17 protein-coding genes are annotated in these 14,477 nt (G+C 58.7%); 9 read left to right on the forward strand and 8 right to left on the reverse strand.

Annotated elements, in window-relative coordinates:
* From tssI to HU735_RS25735, 7 genes are all read left to right on the forward strand, one after another.
* On the forward strand, positions 1–1,317 hold a 1,317-nt coding region (gene tssI / locus HU735_RS25705), incomplete at its 5' end, for a type VI secretion system tip protein TssI/VgrG (RefSeq protein WP_186716246.1).
* Entirely contained in the window at positions 1,314–1,886 is a 573-nt protein-coding gene (locus tag HU735_RS25710; RefSeq protein WP_186716247.1) for a DUF4123 domain-containing protein, read from the forward strand. The genes tssI and HU735_RS25710, both read left to right, overlap by 4 nt.
* Positions 1,883–2,722 (forward strand): hypothetical protein, encoded by an 840-nt coding sequence (locus tag HU735_RS25715; RefSeq protein ID WP_186716248.1) that lies wholly within the window; start codon positions 1,883–1,885, stop codon positions 2,720–2,722. Before HU735_RS25710 ends, HU735_RS25715 begins: the two co-directional genes overlap by 4 nt.
* Positions 2,715–4,601: a hypothetical protein gene (locus HU735_RS27210; RefSeq protein ID WP_238349898.1), complete on the forward strand. Its 1,887-nt coding sequence runs from the start codon at positions 2,715–2,717 to the stop codon at positions 4,599–4,601. The genes HU735_RS25715 and HU735_RS27210 overlap by 8 nt, the downstream gene beginning before the upstream one ends.
* Entirely contained in the window at positions 4,598–5,518 is a 921-nt protein-coding gene (locus tag HU735_RS25725; RefSeq protein ID WP_238349899.1) for a hypothetical protein, read from the forward strand. The genes HU735_RS27210 and HU735_RS25725 overlap by 4 nt, the downstream gene beginning before the upstream one ends.
* A 260-nt stretch (positions 5,519–5,778) precedes the next feature.
* Positions 5,779–6,717: a hypothetical protein gene (locus HU735_RS27215; RefSeq protein ID WP_238349900.1), complete on the forward strand. Its 939-nt coding sequence runs from the start codon at positions 5,779–5,781 to the stop codon at positions 6,715–6,717.
* 3 nt (positions 6,718–6,720) lie between these two features.
* The gene (locus tag HU735_RS25735) at positions 6,721–6,990 is read left to right on the forward strand and encodes a PAAR domain-containing protein (RefSeq protein WP_186716252.1); all 270 of its coding nucleotides are present in this window, start codon (positions 6,721–6,723) and stop codon (positions 6,988–6,990) included.
* Between the two features lie 117 nt (positions 6,991–7,107).
* Here the strand turns inward: HU735_RS25735 and ilvA are convergent, their stop codons facing one another.
* A complete protein-coding gene (ilvA, locus tag HU735_RS25740; RefSeq protein ID WP_186716254.1) occupies positions 7,108–8,670 on the reverse strand; it encodes a threonine ammonia-lyase, biosynthetic in 1,563 nt (520 codons plus the stop codon).
* A 248-nt stretch (positions 8,671–8,918) separates the two neighbouring features.
* On the opposite strand from ilvA, the gene HU735_RS27340 reads away from it, so the two are divergent.
* The gene (locus HU735_RS27340) at positions 8,919–9,047 is read left to right on the forward strand and encodes a hypothetical protein (RefSeq protein ID WP_273018774.1); all 129 of its coding nucleotides are present in this window, start codon (positions 8,919–8,921) and stop codon (positions 9,045–9,047) included.
* Positions 9,048–9,331: 284 nt separating this feature from the next.
* Positions 9,332–9,889: an RNA 2'-phosphotransferase gene (locus HU735_RS25745; RefSeq protein ID WP_110739565.1), complete on the forward strand. Its 558-nt coding sequence runs from the start codon at positions 9,332–9,334 to the stop codon at positions 9,887–9,889.
* 154 nt (positions 9,890–10,043) lie between these two features.
* On the opposite strand, the gene HU735_RS25750 is transcribed toward HU735_RS25745, so the two are convergent.
* The 7 genes from HU735_RS25750 to HU735_RS25780 form a co-directional block, all read right to left on the reverse strand.
* The gene (locus HU735_RS25750; RefSeq protein ID WP_028691523.1) at positions 10,044–10,316 is read right to left on the reverse strand and encodes a DUF3077 domain-containing protein; all 273 of its coding nucleotides are present in this window, start codon (positions 10,314–10,316) and stop codon (positions 10,044–10,046) included.
* A 27-nt stretch (positions 10,317–10,343) separates the two neighbouring features.
* Positions 10,344–10,607 (reverse strand): hypothetical protein, encoded by a 264-nt coding sequence (locus HU735_RS25755; RefSeq protein ID WP_186716256.1) that lies wholly within the window; start codon positions 10,605–10,607, stop codon positions 10,344–10,346.
* 407 nt (positions 10,608–11,014) lie between these two features.
* Positions 11,015–11,347: a hypothetical protein gene (locus HU735_RS25760; RefSeq protein WP_186716257.1), complete on the reverse strand. Its 333-nt coding sequence runs from the start codon at positions 11,345–11,347 to the stop codon at positions 11,015–11,017.
* Positions 11,348–11,999: 652 nt separating this feature from the next.
* On the reverse strand, positions 12,000–12,320 hold the full coding sequence (locus HU735_RS25765; protein WP_186716258.1) for a hypothetical protein: 321 nt from the start codon (positions 12,318–12,320) through the stop codon (positions 12,000–12,002).
* Between the two features lie 567 nt (positions 12,321–12,887).
* Complete coding sequence (locus tag HU735_RS25770) at positions 12,888–13,172, reverse strand: hypothetical protein (protein WP_186716259.1); 285 nt, start codon at positions 13,170–13,172, stop codon at positions 12,888–12,890.
* Positions 13,173–13,377: 205 nt separating this feature from the next.
* Positions 13,378–13,968 (reverse strand): hypothetical protein, encoded by a 591-nt coding sequence (locus tag HU735_RS25775; RefSeq protein ID WP_186716260.1) that lies wholly within the window; start codon positions 13,966–13,968, stop codon positions 13,378–13,380.
* A complete protein-coding gene (locus tag HU735_RS25780) occupies positions 13,965–14,345 on the reverse strand; it encodes a hypothetical protein (protein WP_186716261.1) in 381 nt (126 codons plus the stop codon). The genes HU735_RS25775 and HU735_RS25780 overlap by 4 nt, the downstream gene beginning before the upstream one ends.
* Positions 14,346–14,477 lie beyond the last annotated feature (132 nt).

Below are 14,477 nucleotides of genomic sequence, written 5' to 3' on the forward strand. Positions count from 1 at the left end.
TTCAACGCCAGCGACCTGCAGCACCAGGCCGACGACTACGAGCGCTTCGACTACCCCGGCCGCTACAAGCGCGACGAGGTCGGCATCCCCTTCACCCGCACCCGTCTCACCGCCTTGCGCCACGATGCGCGCATCGCCGAGGTCGAGGGCGACGATGTGCGCCTGCAGCCGGGCCTGAGCTTCAACCTGGTCGAACACCCCCGCGCAGACCTCAACATCCATTGGCGGGTGGCCAGCGTGCGCCACGAAGGCGCGCAGTTCACCAGCCTGCAGGAGGAAGCCGCCGGCGCCGAACAAGGCACGCGCTACACGCAAAAGGCCCTGCTGGTGCCCGGGCGCATCGAGTGGCGCCCCGAGGCGCCGCCCAAGCCACGCATCGACGGCCCGCACATGGCCACGGTGGTCGGCCCCGAGGGCGAGGAGATCTTTTGCGACGAGTGGGGCCGGGTCAAGGTCAGCTTCCCCTGGGACCGCGAGAGCCGCGACAACGAGTACAGCTCCTGCTGGGTGCGGGTGTCCCAGGGCTGGGCCGGCGGCGGCTGGGGCGCCATGGCCATCCCGCGGATCGGCCAGGACGTGGTCATCCAGTACGTCAACGCCGATCCCGACCAGCCGATGATCACCGGGCGCACCTACTGCGGCAACCAGCGGCCGCCGTACGAACTGCCCAAGCACCGCACACGCATGACCATCAAGAGCAAGACCCACAAGGGGCAAGGCTTCAACGAGCTGCGCTTCGAGGATGAACTGGGGCAGGAAGAGGTGTTCATTCATGCGCAGCGGGACCTCAACGCCAAGATCAATCACGATGAAAGCCACACCGTGGGCAACGATCGCACCCTCTCCACCGGCCGTGACAGCAGCACCTGCATTGCCCGCGACGCGACACTCAGCACCGGTCGCGACCGCCGCGACCATGTGCGCCAGGACTGCTTCACCGACATCGACCGCAACCTGGTGCACACCATCGGCAACGCCTGCAGCGAGACGATCGGCAGCGACCACCACCTGAGCATCGGGCGTGACCAGACACTGATCATCGAGGGCACCCAGACCCTCGAGGCCCGCACGGCCCAACGCCTGCTGACACCGTCGTACATGCTGCAGGGCACCGAGCGAATCCATATTCGCGGCCCCGCCGGCAAGATCATCCTCGACGCTGACGGCATCACCCTCGAAGCCCCTAACATCCGCTTCAAGGGCAACGTCACCTACCATCCCCCGGTCCAGGCCCAGGTCGAAGCCATCGAAGCGGCAATCCGCGAAGGGACGCCGCTGATCGAGGAATGCCCATTTGCCGGGGAGGACGACGCATGAGCCTGCATCGGCAACTGAGCGAGGCCGGTGCGCCAGTCTGCGCCGACCAGCCTCTGTACCTGCTGGCGGAGGCCTGCGCCGTGCCTGGCCTGCCGGGGCGGCTGGAGTTCCATGGCGCGCATTACCAATACCTGTGGCATCTGCATCTGCGCCCAGGCCTGGAAAACCATGCGCCACTGCTCCTACAGGTGTCACCCGGCACTGACCTCGATACCTGGCTCGCAAGCCGACAGGCGACGTTCGCCTGCTCCGTGGTCCAGAGCACCCTGCCGCTCGCGGAACTGGCATCGCACTTGCGGCGTTTCGGCAAAGTGCAACAGGGTCGACAGCGTTACTTCCTGCGCCTTGGCGATCCCGCTTCGCTGCACCTGTATGTGGCTTCATTGGCGCAACAACCGCAGGCCCTGGCAGACCTGTTCGCCCATGGCCGCATACGCCAGCTGTATTTCCATATCCCCCAGACCGGCCTGGCACAAGGCGTTCAACCCTTGTTTGAACAAACCGCTCAAGACTGCGAACAGGACGGCTGCCTGGCCTGGCTGGCACCGTCCATGGAGGGCGCCCGGTGAAACTGCCCACCCTCGACCTCGACGCCCTGACCACGGCCTCCCGGCAAAACGCCAATCGCCAGCTTGTCCGTTACCTGAAAGAGCACTTCGATGCGCTGGCGCATCTACCCATTACCCAGGAGCGTCTTCCCCACCTGATCGACCAGGCGGGCAGCATCACCTGGAGCAGTGACTCCCCCGACGCCACGGAGTACGCCACGCAGACCTTGATCCACGTGCTCCTGGGGCTCGCCTGGTGGAACGACCCCAGCTGCCAGCTACTGTGCTCGCTGCTTGAGGTTGATGGGCTGCACCATGACCAACGGCTGCACCTGCTGACCGCGCAGGCGATTGCCCAGGTCAAGCGCCAGCAGGCTGTGCTGCCCGGCATGCTTGCCGTCCTCCTCGACCTGCTGGGCTGGCATGACGACACCTGGGAGATGGATCGGCTCTGGGACACGCTGGCCCGGCTCATGACCCGCCGAGGCCTGGCGCTGGAGACGCACGAGAAGATCTACCGCACCTACGAAACGGATGCCTGTGAGCGCTATGGCCTGCAGCCTCTGGTCCATCGCGAACTCAATGGCCAGGAAGTGCTCGCCTACCGCCATTACGGCTGGCGCATCCCGAAGCTCTCCGATGCATTGGCACAACAGCCCGCACTGCAACGTAGCCAAATAGTGCAGCACATCTTGCTGGCGATCGTGTTCGGCCGCGCCTTCTTCCTCAGCGCGGCGTACACCGAGTGGATGGCGGCACTGGACCAGCAAGCATCCTCCAGGGAAAGACGCGCCACGCTGGCCAGGCTACTGACGACTTATCAACGCACGCTGGTGGAGGTCGTGACCCATGCCTGAAACAACCCTTTCATCCCAGGACAAGATCTACCAGGACGTCCTCGACGGCAACCTGCCCAAGCCCGTCGAGCTGTGCATCCCCTGCACCCTCCCCGGCGCGATGTTCTCCCTCGAGGGCGACGAGGGCTGCGACTTCCTACTGGGCATTCCACGCCAGGGCGTCGGCCCCGCCTGGTTCCGCGACAACCCATGGATCCGCGACACGGCCCGCAACCATCGCGACACCTTTCTGCAGCAGGTCCTTGAGCAGGCCGGCAGCACCTACGGCGATGCCTGGCTCGCCGAGTTCCATGCCTTCGCCGCGCGCGAAAAGCTGCAGCTGGTCTGCATCGACGAGCAGATGCGCCTGGACGACCTGGCGCCGCCCGTGCTCGACCACATGGGCGTGCGCACTCACCAGGGCATGGGCTTCGAACTGCACAGCAATTTCTTCTTCGCCGATCACAGCATCTACTTCGCCACCTTCACCCACGCCCGCTGGTCCGAAGCCCCTCGCGAGGAGTACCTGGACGACCAGGGCGAACGGCACATCAGCCCGCCCTACACCTGGCATTCGCCCAGCGGCCTCTACCCCGTCGACCAGGCCTGCATGCAGCTGGCCGCCCACTTCGCCGAGGCCAAGGCCAGGTCGCGCACCTGGGAGGGCGTCAAGGGCGCCGCCGAACTCGCCCTCGGCCTGCTGGCCACGGTACCGGTGGTGCGCGGCATTCGCGACGGCGTCAGCGCCGGGCGCTACGCCTTCCTCGCCCTGGAGGGCGCCCTGGCCGCCGATGCCATGGTCGACGGCAGCAGCCGCATGATCACCGGCGAAGGCCTGAGCATTGGCGAGGCGTTCTTCACCGAGCTGGCCAGCCTGGCCAACCCCACCACCGCCGAGGCCCGGGGCAAGCAGGTGTTCATGGCCATCAACCTGGCCCTGCTGCTGCCCAACGCCCTGGGTGGCGCGCGCTGGTTGATGCACAAGCTGCGGCCCGGCAGCGTCACCACGGTACGCCTGGACAACGCCGCGCTGACCGAGGAACAGGTACGCCGCCTGGGCCGGCGTGAGGCCGGTGAGGTCAGCGTGCTCGAGACCCGCATCGACCGCCCGGCCCGCGACGGCGGGCTGGCGGTGCGCGCCAGCGAGCTGCACGCCATCGACCGCAACGCCAGCCGGATAGCGCTGGAGGTGGTCGGCGGCCGTGCCGACTACGCCTACATGGCCACGACGATGCGCGACCGCCTGGTGGCGCTGATCAGCCACGCCGTCGGGCCGGTGCGCATGGGCGGCGGCCTGACCCGGGTGGTGGCCGACGCGGGCGAAGAGGCACTGGCCGCGGCGCTGGTCAGCCACTGGAAGGTCAAGCCGGAGAACATCCTCGGCATGAGTACCCATCCCTCGCGAGCCAGCCAGTTCGGTTTGAAGAACAAGAGCGACCAGGGCATCGACATGCTGGTCTACGTGCCGCCACCGCCATCGATGAGCGTGCGCAACCCGACGAACCAGCAGATGCGGCATCACATCGATGGGATCAAGGGGGTGGCGCCGATGGAAGAGTTGCAGTTTGCCGAGGGGACGTTGTTGGTGATCGAGGTGAAGACGACGTTGGGGAAGACCAAGACGCCGGGGTTTCTGAAAACCCAGGCTGTCGGTGGGGATAAGAACCTGAAGAGAATTCACGGCTTGATCAAAAATGACAGTGCCTCTTGGAAACTAAGCAATATAATAAATATTGACCCCGACATAATTAAAAAATACAAAGCCACCTTGCTAGCTACTAGCTCTGGGAAAGCCCAGTACATTCATGCACAGGTCTTCCTAGACTCTCAAGGGAGACTTAGCCCCCTAACAAACAAAGCACCCGGAATCCAGTTAAACATGTGGAGATCATCACATTGAAAAGCCGCCTATCAAAAAGCCTGAACTCAGTGCAAGACTGGGTAACGGAGAAACATCCCTATATCCCCGAAGACCTCGAAACCTATATGTCAGGCACCGCCAACTTAGTACTCGCTTGCAACGACTTGTTTAGACTGGGACTTCTCGAAATCAAAAAAAGCCTTTTTTGTGCAGCACACCACACAACAGCCTACTCAAGCCTGATAACTGGATTGACCAGAATGATTGCCTGTGACGCCATATTGATAGAGCGCCTTAAAAACACTCAACAGTCAGACACATCAACATTAGATGATTTAACACAGCTCATGCTTTGTGCGGCCGCCACTGGGCAATACAAGCTTCTAGGTGTCTTACACTCAACTGTCATAAAAGCACTAAGTCAAGGCTATGGTGTTGAGGATGGTCATAATCTTCCTATCGGCACCACCCTCCGATACGCCGCATTCGGCCTGACGATCATCGGCAACTGGCTTGAAAAACCACTGGATCTCGATAAACATGCCCTGCCCCGAGACCCCACTTGGGGCCAACTTGTCGCCCACTGGCGCGAACCTGACTCCGATAAATTCCTGCCTATCGTGATGGCTGCCTGTGACACCCATATCGACCGCATCGCCCTCACCTCACGCGAACTTGATTCTGGCGACTTCGAGTTCAGCTCTCCCTTCCAAGCCGTCTACCCCGCTGAAATCCTCGCCATCCTCAATCTGCGACGATCACTGGGCCTGACTAATCCCTTCATTGATCACCCACTGATGACAACCCCGTACGCGAAGCTCACATGCCCACCGGGCACCCAACTCGAAAAAGACGAACTGCTAGAGCGTTTTCTGATCGCTATCCGTAAATACAACCCGGAAGCCACGCCAGAGGGGCTCTACGAAGCTGTATTTCAGAAACCACCATTGAGTTGAACCAGTAATACCCGGTGTATGCAAGCAGCGCTGATCAGTCACTCAAACCGGAGAGGCTTCTAGGCATGCGTACCCTTCTCTCTCAAGCCCGCCAGGCCAGTTTGGAAGGCAAGGCGAGAGGGACATCGACATGCTGGTATACGCCCCCTCAGACTCTCGATAAGCGAGCTTAACCCGATTAGCATTTTCGACGAATAGAATTCCTTGAGAAAGCCAAGAAAAAATAAGAACGCCTTTCAGATCAACCAGTGGAACGAGAAATGAAGCCCAAGATACCGTCACGCCTTCAGTGCTCTCTCAAAAAAATTTCAACATGGAGCACTGACAACTTCCCTAACAGAGAACATTTGATCGTTGACTATGTTCACGGGGTCGGCCATCTTCACAAAGCAAGTCGAGAGCTATTTGTAGCCGGCATGACCAAAATAGGGGGCGCGCTAACAGCCGTCACAACCAAGCAACACTTTGCGATCAGAATGGTTTTCTCCAATGCGATCATGAAAATGCTTACCGCAGACACAATTCGAACACATAAACTTAAAGACACTCAAGAGTTAGGTCTTGCAACACTGGACGACCTTACCCACCTCATGCTTTGTACACTGGCTTGTGGCCAGTTCAACTTAATTCACCCAGTTCATCAGACTGTCTTCGAAGGCCTTGGGCATGGCTATGGAGTAAGTGATGGACACGATCTCCCTATCGGCACCACACTACGTTATGCCGCCTTCGGTCTAGCAATCATTGGCGATTGGCTGGGCAAACCACTGGACCTCGACAAGCATGCCCTGCCCCGTGATCCGGCCTGGGGTCAACTGGTCGCCCACTGGCGCGAGCCCGATCCAGCGAAACTGCTACCCATCCTGATGGCAGCCTGCGACACCCATATCGAGCGCATCGCCCTCAACTCCCGCGAACTTGATTCAGGTAACTTCGAATTCGGCTCTCCCTTCGAAGCCGTCTACCCCGCTGAAATTCTCGCCATCCTCAATCTGCGACGATCACTGGGCCTGACCAATCCCTTCATTGATCACCCACTGATGACAACCCCGTACGCGAAGCTCACCTGCCCGCCAGGCACCCGGCTTGAAAGAGACGAGTTGCTGGAGCGTTTTATGGCTGCAGTCTGCAAATACGATCCACAAGCCATGCCGGAAGGACTTTACCAAGCCGTCATGCAAACGACCGAGGAGCCTTGAGCCATGGCCCGACACGGCGCGATTCGCAAGGGTGACCGTCACAGCGGTGGCGGTCGGATGATCGAGGGTCGCGGTGTACTGATCGATGGTGTGCCGCAATGTGTGCTCGGCGATCGCGCAGCCTGCCCGCTGCACGGGGGTGAGTTCGCGCTGGTATCCAGCGCTGACAACACCGTGCTGTTCAACGACATCCCCTTGGTGTTCGAACCTGCGCAGCTGGCGTGTGGCTGCAGCGTTTTGTCTTCCTGCAGGCCGGGTAATGCCAGAGCGTAAGCCAACCTGGAGAGGTTGACTGGCAGTGCCGACGCCATCGCTGGGCAAGCCCGCTCCCACGCTGGTGTGTGCAGCGCTGGGAGCTGTAGAGCGTCAGCACCGCCAGTGGCGGCATGTTTACCCCATGAACAGACGGTACGCCGGATTCTCCGTCTCGTCCCAGTACTGATAGCCCATCTCGTCCAGCGCCAGTGGCAACCCGGCCAGTTCGTCCTCCGGCACCTCCAGCCCGGCGAACACCCGCGCCTGTGCCGCGCCGTGGTTGCGGTAGTGGAACAGGCTGATGTTCCAGCGCTTGCCCAGGCGCTCGAGGAAGCCCAGCAGCGCCCCAGGACGCTCGGGGAACTCGAAGCGCAGTACCCGCTCGCCGGCCCCTGGCGCCGCGTGGCCGCCGACGGTGTGGCGCACGTGCAGCTTGGCCAGTTCATTGTCGGTCAGGTCGAGCACCTGGTAGCCCTGCTCATGCAGGCTGATTAGCAGTTGCTCCCGTGGGTCGTGCTGGGGGTGGGTCTGCACGCCGACGAACAGGCGCGCCTCCTTGCCCGGGTAGTAGCGGTAGTTGAACTCGGTGATCTGGCGCTTGCCCAGGGCCAGGCAGAAGGCGCGGAAGCTGCCAGGGCGCTCGGGGATGGTCACGGCGATGATCGCCTCGCGCTGCTCGCCCAGCTCGGCGCGCTCGGCCACATGGCGCAGGCGGTCGAAGTTGACGTTGGCACCGGAGTCGATGGCCACCAGGGCCTGGCCCTGCAGGCCCTCGCGGGCCACGTAGCGTTTGATGCCGGCCACGGCCAGGGCGCCGGAGGGCTCGGTGATCGAGCGGGTGTCATCGTAGATGTCCTTGATCGCCGCGCACAGCTCGTCACTGCTGACCGTCACCACCTCGTCGACGAAGTGGCGGCAAAGCTCGAAGCAGTGCGCGCCGATCTGCGCCACCGCCACGCCGTCGGCGAAGGTGCCGACCTGCGGCAAGATCACCCGCTCGCCGGCGGCCATGGCGGCCTGCAGACAGTTGGAGTCCTCCGGCTCGACGCCGATCACCTTGACCTCGGGGCGCAGGTACTTGACGTAGGCGGCGATGCCGGCGATCAGGCCGCCGCCGCCGACCGGGACGAAGATCGCATGCAGCGGGCCGGGGTGCTGGCGCAGGATCTCCATGGCCACGGTGCCCTGCCCGGCGATGACGTCGGGGTCGTCGAACGGCGGCACGAAGGTCGCGCCGTCGCGATCGGCCAGTTGCAGGGCATGGGCCAGGGCGTGGGGGAAGCTTTCGCCGTGCAGCACCACATGGCCACCCCGTGAACGCACGCCTTCGACCTTGAGCGAGGGTGTGGTGGTGGGCATGACGATGGTGGTCTTGATGCCCAGGTGCGAGCCGGCCAGGGCCACGCCCTGGGCGTGGTTGCCGGCCGACGCGGTGATGACGCCGCGTTCGCGCTGGGCGGGAGTCAGGCGCGACAGCCGGGTGTAGGCGCCGCGGATCTTGAAGGAGAACGTCGGTTGCAGGTCTTCGCGCTTGAGCAGGACCTGGTTGCCCAGGCTGGCCGACAGGGCCGGCGCCACTTGCAAGGGGGTTTCGATGGCCAGGTCGTACACCGGGGCCGAGAGAATCCGGCGCACTTGTTCGGACAGCAGTTGCTGGGGCGTTGCCGGGGTACGCAGGGTGGCGCTGAGGCTGGTCATCGATGACTCCTGGTTTTTTTGTAGTGCCCAGGAGTCAGAGAGAAGAAACCCGCCTCCAGGGCGGGTTCAGTGCATGTGTGCGCTAGCCCGCCAAGCTGATAATGGCGGTAATAATGCTGAGGGCGCGACGCTGCGGGAATAGGTTCATGGGGTGGGAAGCTAGCGTGGGGGACAGGCGCAAGTCAAGGACTTCAGCTTTGGCTCAAGCGTGTTGGTTTGAGTGTTTGTATGCGCATTTATTGGCGAGGGTGATCATCAAGGCGGGCCTGGAGATGGCCGGGCTGCCGGTGGGCGAGCCACGGCGGCGGGTGTTCGGGCTGGATACCCAAGGCCGCAACCAGATGAAGACGCTGCTCGACGCCTTGCGTCAGGGCTAGTGTCCTGTCTCGGAAATAAGCTGTTCACTTTTGGCGGCGTCTTGGATGCCCGGCCGGCGTTGCCACTCCTCGCCATAGCCCTGCTATGACTCGTCGCGGCGCCTTGGCCGGACACCCAAGCCACTCGCCAAAAGAGAACGTATTCCCGAGACAGGACACTAGCATCAGCGATGTGCCTGTGGGCGTTCGCTCCCACAGGCCATCTGCACGCTTGAGAACTCAACCCCGAACCCGGAGAATGTACCGACCCAAACGACCAGAAGCCATGGAAAAGGACCTTTCCAGTGAACCAGAAACAACGCGACGCCCTCAGCAAGTTCCTCAGCTACGTACTGCGCCATGCCCCCGAATCCATCGACCTGTCCCTGGACCGCGACGGCTGGGCCGATGTCGACGCGCTGATCCACGGCGCCGGCCGACAAGGTCATGCCTTCGACCTGCACGCCCTGCGCGAAGTGGTCGAGACCAATGACAAGCGCCGTTTCACCCTTTCCGACGATGGCCGCCGCATCCGCGCCGCCCAGGGCCACAGCAGCGCCCAGGTCGAAGTGCGCCATGTCGCCAAGACGCCACCTGCCCTGCTCTATCACGGCACCGCCAGCCGCTTCCTGGCCTCCATCGAAGCCCAGGGCCTGATCCCCGGCAGCCGCCACCATGTGCACCTGAGCGAGGACCCGCAGACCGCGCTGGCGGTGGGCAAGCGATATGGTCAGCCAGTGCTGCTTAGGGTCGATACCCAGGCCATGTGCGCAGCAGGAACGGTGTTCTATCAAGCCGACAACGGTGTCTGGCTGGTAGACCAGGTGCCCCCGGCCCATCTGTCACGCCAAGCAGAGAAATAAACCCAACCCGTCCCCCTGTAGGAGCGGCCATGTGTCGCGAAAGGGCCGCAAAGCGGCCCCGGCGATCTTTGCATCAATGCTGAAATCCTGGGGCTGCTTCGCACCCCTTTCGCGGCACAAGGCCGCTCCTACAGGGGAATGTGCAAGCCTGGGACTAATGCGCCATCCCCAGCTCCGCATCATCCATCAGCGCCTTGGCCAAGGCACTGAGGTAATGCGCCGCCCAGACCATCCGCGGGTCTTCATCCATCACCCCGACCAAGGTCAGGTGGCGCACATAGTCCATCAGCTCCGACGCCTGTTCGCGAGCGTGCTGGCAGGGAATGCCGGGCTCGATGCAGAACAGCGGCTGGGCATCCTTGCCCTCGCCCTGATAAAAACGGGTTTTGCCCGGCGTGACCTGGGTCTTGCCATCGTCTGTGGTCATGTTCGATCTCCCTGAAAACGTCGTCGGCTAGTGCAGCGTGCGGGGCTCGCCCGGCACTTGGACCGAGTGCTGCACCTGGGTCAGGGCGGATTCGAGCAACGTGCGCACCGCCTCCATCTCGCGGGCGGCGGCCAGCATTAGGATCGCGCCGGGCGACCAGGGCTTGAGCTGGACGGCCTGGTTGGCCACCGTGAGGGCGCAGAAGGCGTACTCGATGGCGCGTACCAGGGTGTCTTCGAGGAAGTGGGCGTGATCCTGGGAGGAAGGTGGATCGGGGAGAATCTTCAGCATGCTCGTACTCCAACAATGGTTGAGGGTTGAGCTGTCAGCTGAACTGCTGTCAAACAGTCGGGTGGCAGCTGTACGCGGGTTGACAGACCGAGATCGTTGGCACTCGGCGCACACAAGGTGCCCGCACGTACAGCCGCCATTGAGCGTATGCACACGTGGACAACAATCGACGGTCTGTCAAAACCGGCCGCTGAATTGGCAGCGGCAGGCCGAGACTAGAAGGCGAGTTGGCCTGGAGCAAGGGCTGAAAGGCGGTAAAAGTATGCTTCGGAAATGGACTACAAGGAATAAGGAAATTCCGACTCACTGAGGCCAATACTGGCTATCGAAACCCGGAAAAGATGACAGTTTTTGCAGGTCCGCGTGCAAGACACACGTATCGATCCGCCCACTGCGCGGCTCCCTGATCACACCTCCGAGTCGAGCAACTCGCTCGTGCCATAGCTGAAAATGGTCCTGACCTGTCCCCCACGTCGATAGGACAAGGTGAACGCCGTCCAGTGGTCCCCTCGCTGGGCGCCGCTTTGCCGCAGTTGCTTCACCAACTTGAAGATCTCGGCGTTGTTGAAGGCAGTTTTCACGTCCATGACGTCCACACCCTGGTTCTCTGCAGTGAGCTGTGTTTCGACCCAGCCCTCTCCCACTTTGACCTCATACTGAAACGCGTCATAGCCGTCGACAATGCCTTGATCGAGAATCGAGAAAAGCTCTTTAACAATGGATAGATCTTCAGCAATCATCGCTTATTCACCGGTGGCGTATTGGGTTCATTGTCAAACATGCGCGTCATCTTGCGCCCGTTGATGGTGTAGGCCACCTCCAATGCATCCGGCCTTAATTTAAAAAGGGGACATGTAAAAAGGGGACAGATTTATTTTTCACACTCTAAATTTCGACTTGCCCCGCTTCCAGCGCTAGACGTCCTTACTAATATCTTCAGCATCAAGCTTCGTCGCCGTCTTGGCCATGCAAAGGCAGAAATTAGATTAGTAAAAATAAATCCGCCCCCTTTTCTCCGCCCCTTTTCTCTTCTTTTCTCTTTATACCCTATACCCCGCAAGTCTCATGTGCGAAAGCAACATCTCATCAAACATCTCATCAGACACACCCCTCATTGACCTGACACTCTTCCAATTCCAGAAAATCGGAAGAACTTTACTATCCAGGCGATCACACCCCTCAAGAAAAATACCAGCCAAATCATATTTATCCAAGCTTGGATTTTCCTCTAGCACCCTGTTTAGCACAAAGCTTGGCAGCACCCCATCAAGAATTCTCGACAATAAATCGTTATTTCCAGAAAGCGGCATGAATCGCCCCAACCACTGTTTCAACATTTAAAACCACAGGACTACCCCAGTTATCTTTTTGCACCGACTAAGAATTAGCACCTCAAAACACTTCATGCCTAAGCAGCTTAAACCCCGCCTGCCTCATGATTCTCTCCAAAGCAAATGAGCGATCCGTAGCATTAATATAAAGCAGGACCGTATAATCCGGATAATTTTGCTCTACCGCATCACCATCAAAAGGATCAATATTCAGCTTTAGAACAAAATTCTCTGCATCATCCCCACCCAACATATAATAAACACCCCCCTGATAAGAGCTATCTCTTTCCTCTAAAGCTTCCCCCAAGGTTCGTTCTACATTAACTTTTGCCGAGAGAAGACCTAGGTCTTTCGCACCATATAGATCATACGCAACAGTCATTTTGGCAAGCTCACACTCGGCGCACGACTCAAGGCCGCTGCCGCAGAGTCATAAATCATGAAATTAACTTCACGCCCAGCCTGGGCGCTAAGCTTACTCGACAAATCCTTTAGACCAATGAAAAAGGGGGCAGATTTATTTTTCACACTCTAAATTTCGACTTGCCCCGCTTCCAGCGCTAGACGTCCTCACTAATATCTTCAGCATCAAGCTTCGTCGCCTTCTTGGCCATGCAAAGGCAGAAATTAGAGTAGAAAAAATAAATCTGTCCCCTTTTCTCGTCCCCTTTTCTCACTTTTCTGCTCCATCGAACCCACGGCCCGCCATGGCCATCAGGTGCCTTACCTTGGGCACCCACGAACCTGCGGGGGAGTCGCCATACACATCGGTATTGGTGGTTACACGTACCGACGCCATGTCGGCAGGCAGAGTCGGTTCAAGACAGGGGACAGAATCGAAGCCGGAGCAGCCAGCGATTAAGCAGGCCAACAAAAACAGTATGCCGCGTATCATGGGAAATCCTTTTACACCCTACTTAAAAATCACACCTTAAACCCTGCGCTCAGACTATGGATATATGCCAGCCCGCTCAAGCTCGCAAAACAAAAAAACCATACCCTCCCGTATACTGCATGCATCCTTTCTTATTACAACACCCTTGGTCGTCGACACATTTAAAACAAAAGTATAAATATTACCCCCTCGCTCACCGTCCACCTTAAATATAAAGAACCCTTTATTCTTCACTGCCACCCGCTCAAGAACCTGAACAAAACCCTCAAGCTCGACACAACTCATATTTGGCAAGCCGAAACGAGCCGCATACCTGTCAGAAAGGAGATCGGAAGACATAAACCCAGCACCTCAATGCCTTTGAAATATATTAGATACTCGCAAAATCTGCCATCGCAACCTTGCCTACAACACTCGACCTAAAAAGCGGACAGCATAATACCCCATGCTTAAATTTCAACGCGTGTCGCGTCCAGCGTTCGACGTCCTCGCCAAAGCCTTAAGCACAAGACGTCGCCTTGACCATACACCAGCTGAAGGAGGATCAACTATCAGGAATCTCTATGTGAAATTCATTAGCATGAACCTCCAAAGACATCCATCCAGGTCCAGGCAAAGCGACAATCACCCCCTCAAGAAGGTACTCACCCATCGGTTTATCGGCCATGGCCTTGCATCTAAACTCTTGCACAAACTCATTGCCAGTAGATGTTTTTTTGTCCGAAGCATACTCATACACTACTTGCCTAGAAAAACTAACACCCGAAAACACGAACCAGCATCCTCCCACGTACTCGTGCATCGCATATAAGCTTTCACTTTTACTTTTGTACTTGAGCCACTCCCCATCCCTCGCACGAGCACTCAACAACTCCCCCTCGAGCTTCCATTCAATGTACTCAACATCTCTAACGGGGTCATATATATAGTGGACTGGAAAAGCACGCTCAACCTTAGAGCAATCGTCACCTTCGCACTCAACGACCTTGGCACCTAATGCATCCTTTATCAGCTTTGACTTTTTAAGAACCAGTCCTTTCTCGACAAAAATTCGAACTTCCCCTCCATTGACCACGCATTCTCCATACGTGCAATCAAATGTAACCAGAGAATTGAATTCAACTGAAATTATCATTTCATTTTCTCTAAAACGATAGTTTTCATGCTATCTAGATTTGTAATGACACTGCCATCTGTTCGCAAGAATGTTTGCCCTTCAAACCGAGCATCTAGAGCACCCTCTTGGACGACTCGCAATCCTAAAGACTGAAGATCAGCCACACTGGGCAGCTTTCCATAGGGGTTCGCAGCATTTGAATTTATAAAAATCCTGCCACCCGGTTGAACTACCCTCGTCGCCTCAGGCAAATAATCCATCATAGAGAAGGTACCGCCTTCACTTTTCGGTATGAATGGATTGCTGGCGACAATTTCGCCAACCGAGTTGTCTTTGAGAGGTAAATTTCTTGCATCGGCACGCACACCGGACTGAATACCAGCGCTTATATCCATATTAATTGCTCCTGGCGTTTGAGCATTCTTCCCTCCAAACAGTTCAATCGTGGGCTTCGTTACCCCACCTGCTTCTTTTGCCCCCTTTTCCGCCTCCTTTTCCGCCTTTTCCGCTCAGCCCCCTTTTGCAGC

The organism is Pseudomonas sp. BW16M2 (genome assembly GCF_014268865.1).
In the GTDB taxonomy this organism is placed as follows: domain Bacteria; phylum Pseudomonadota; class Gammaproteobacteria; order Pseudomonadales; family Pseudomonadaceae; genus Aquipseudomonas; species Aquipseudomonas peradeniyensis.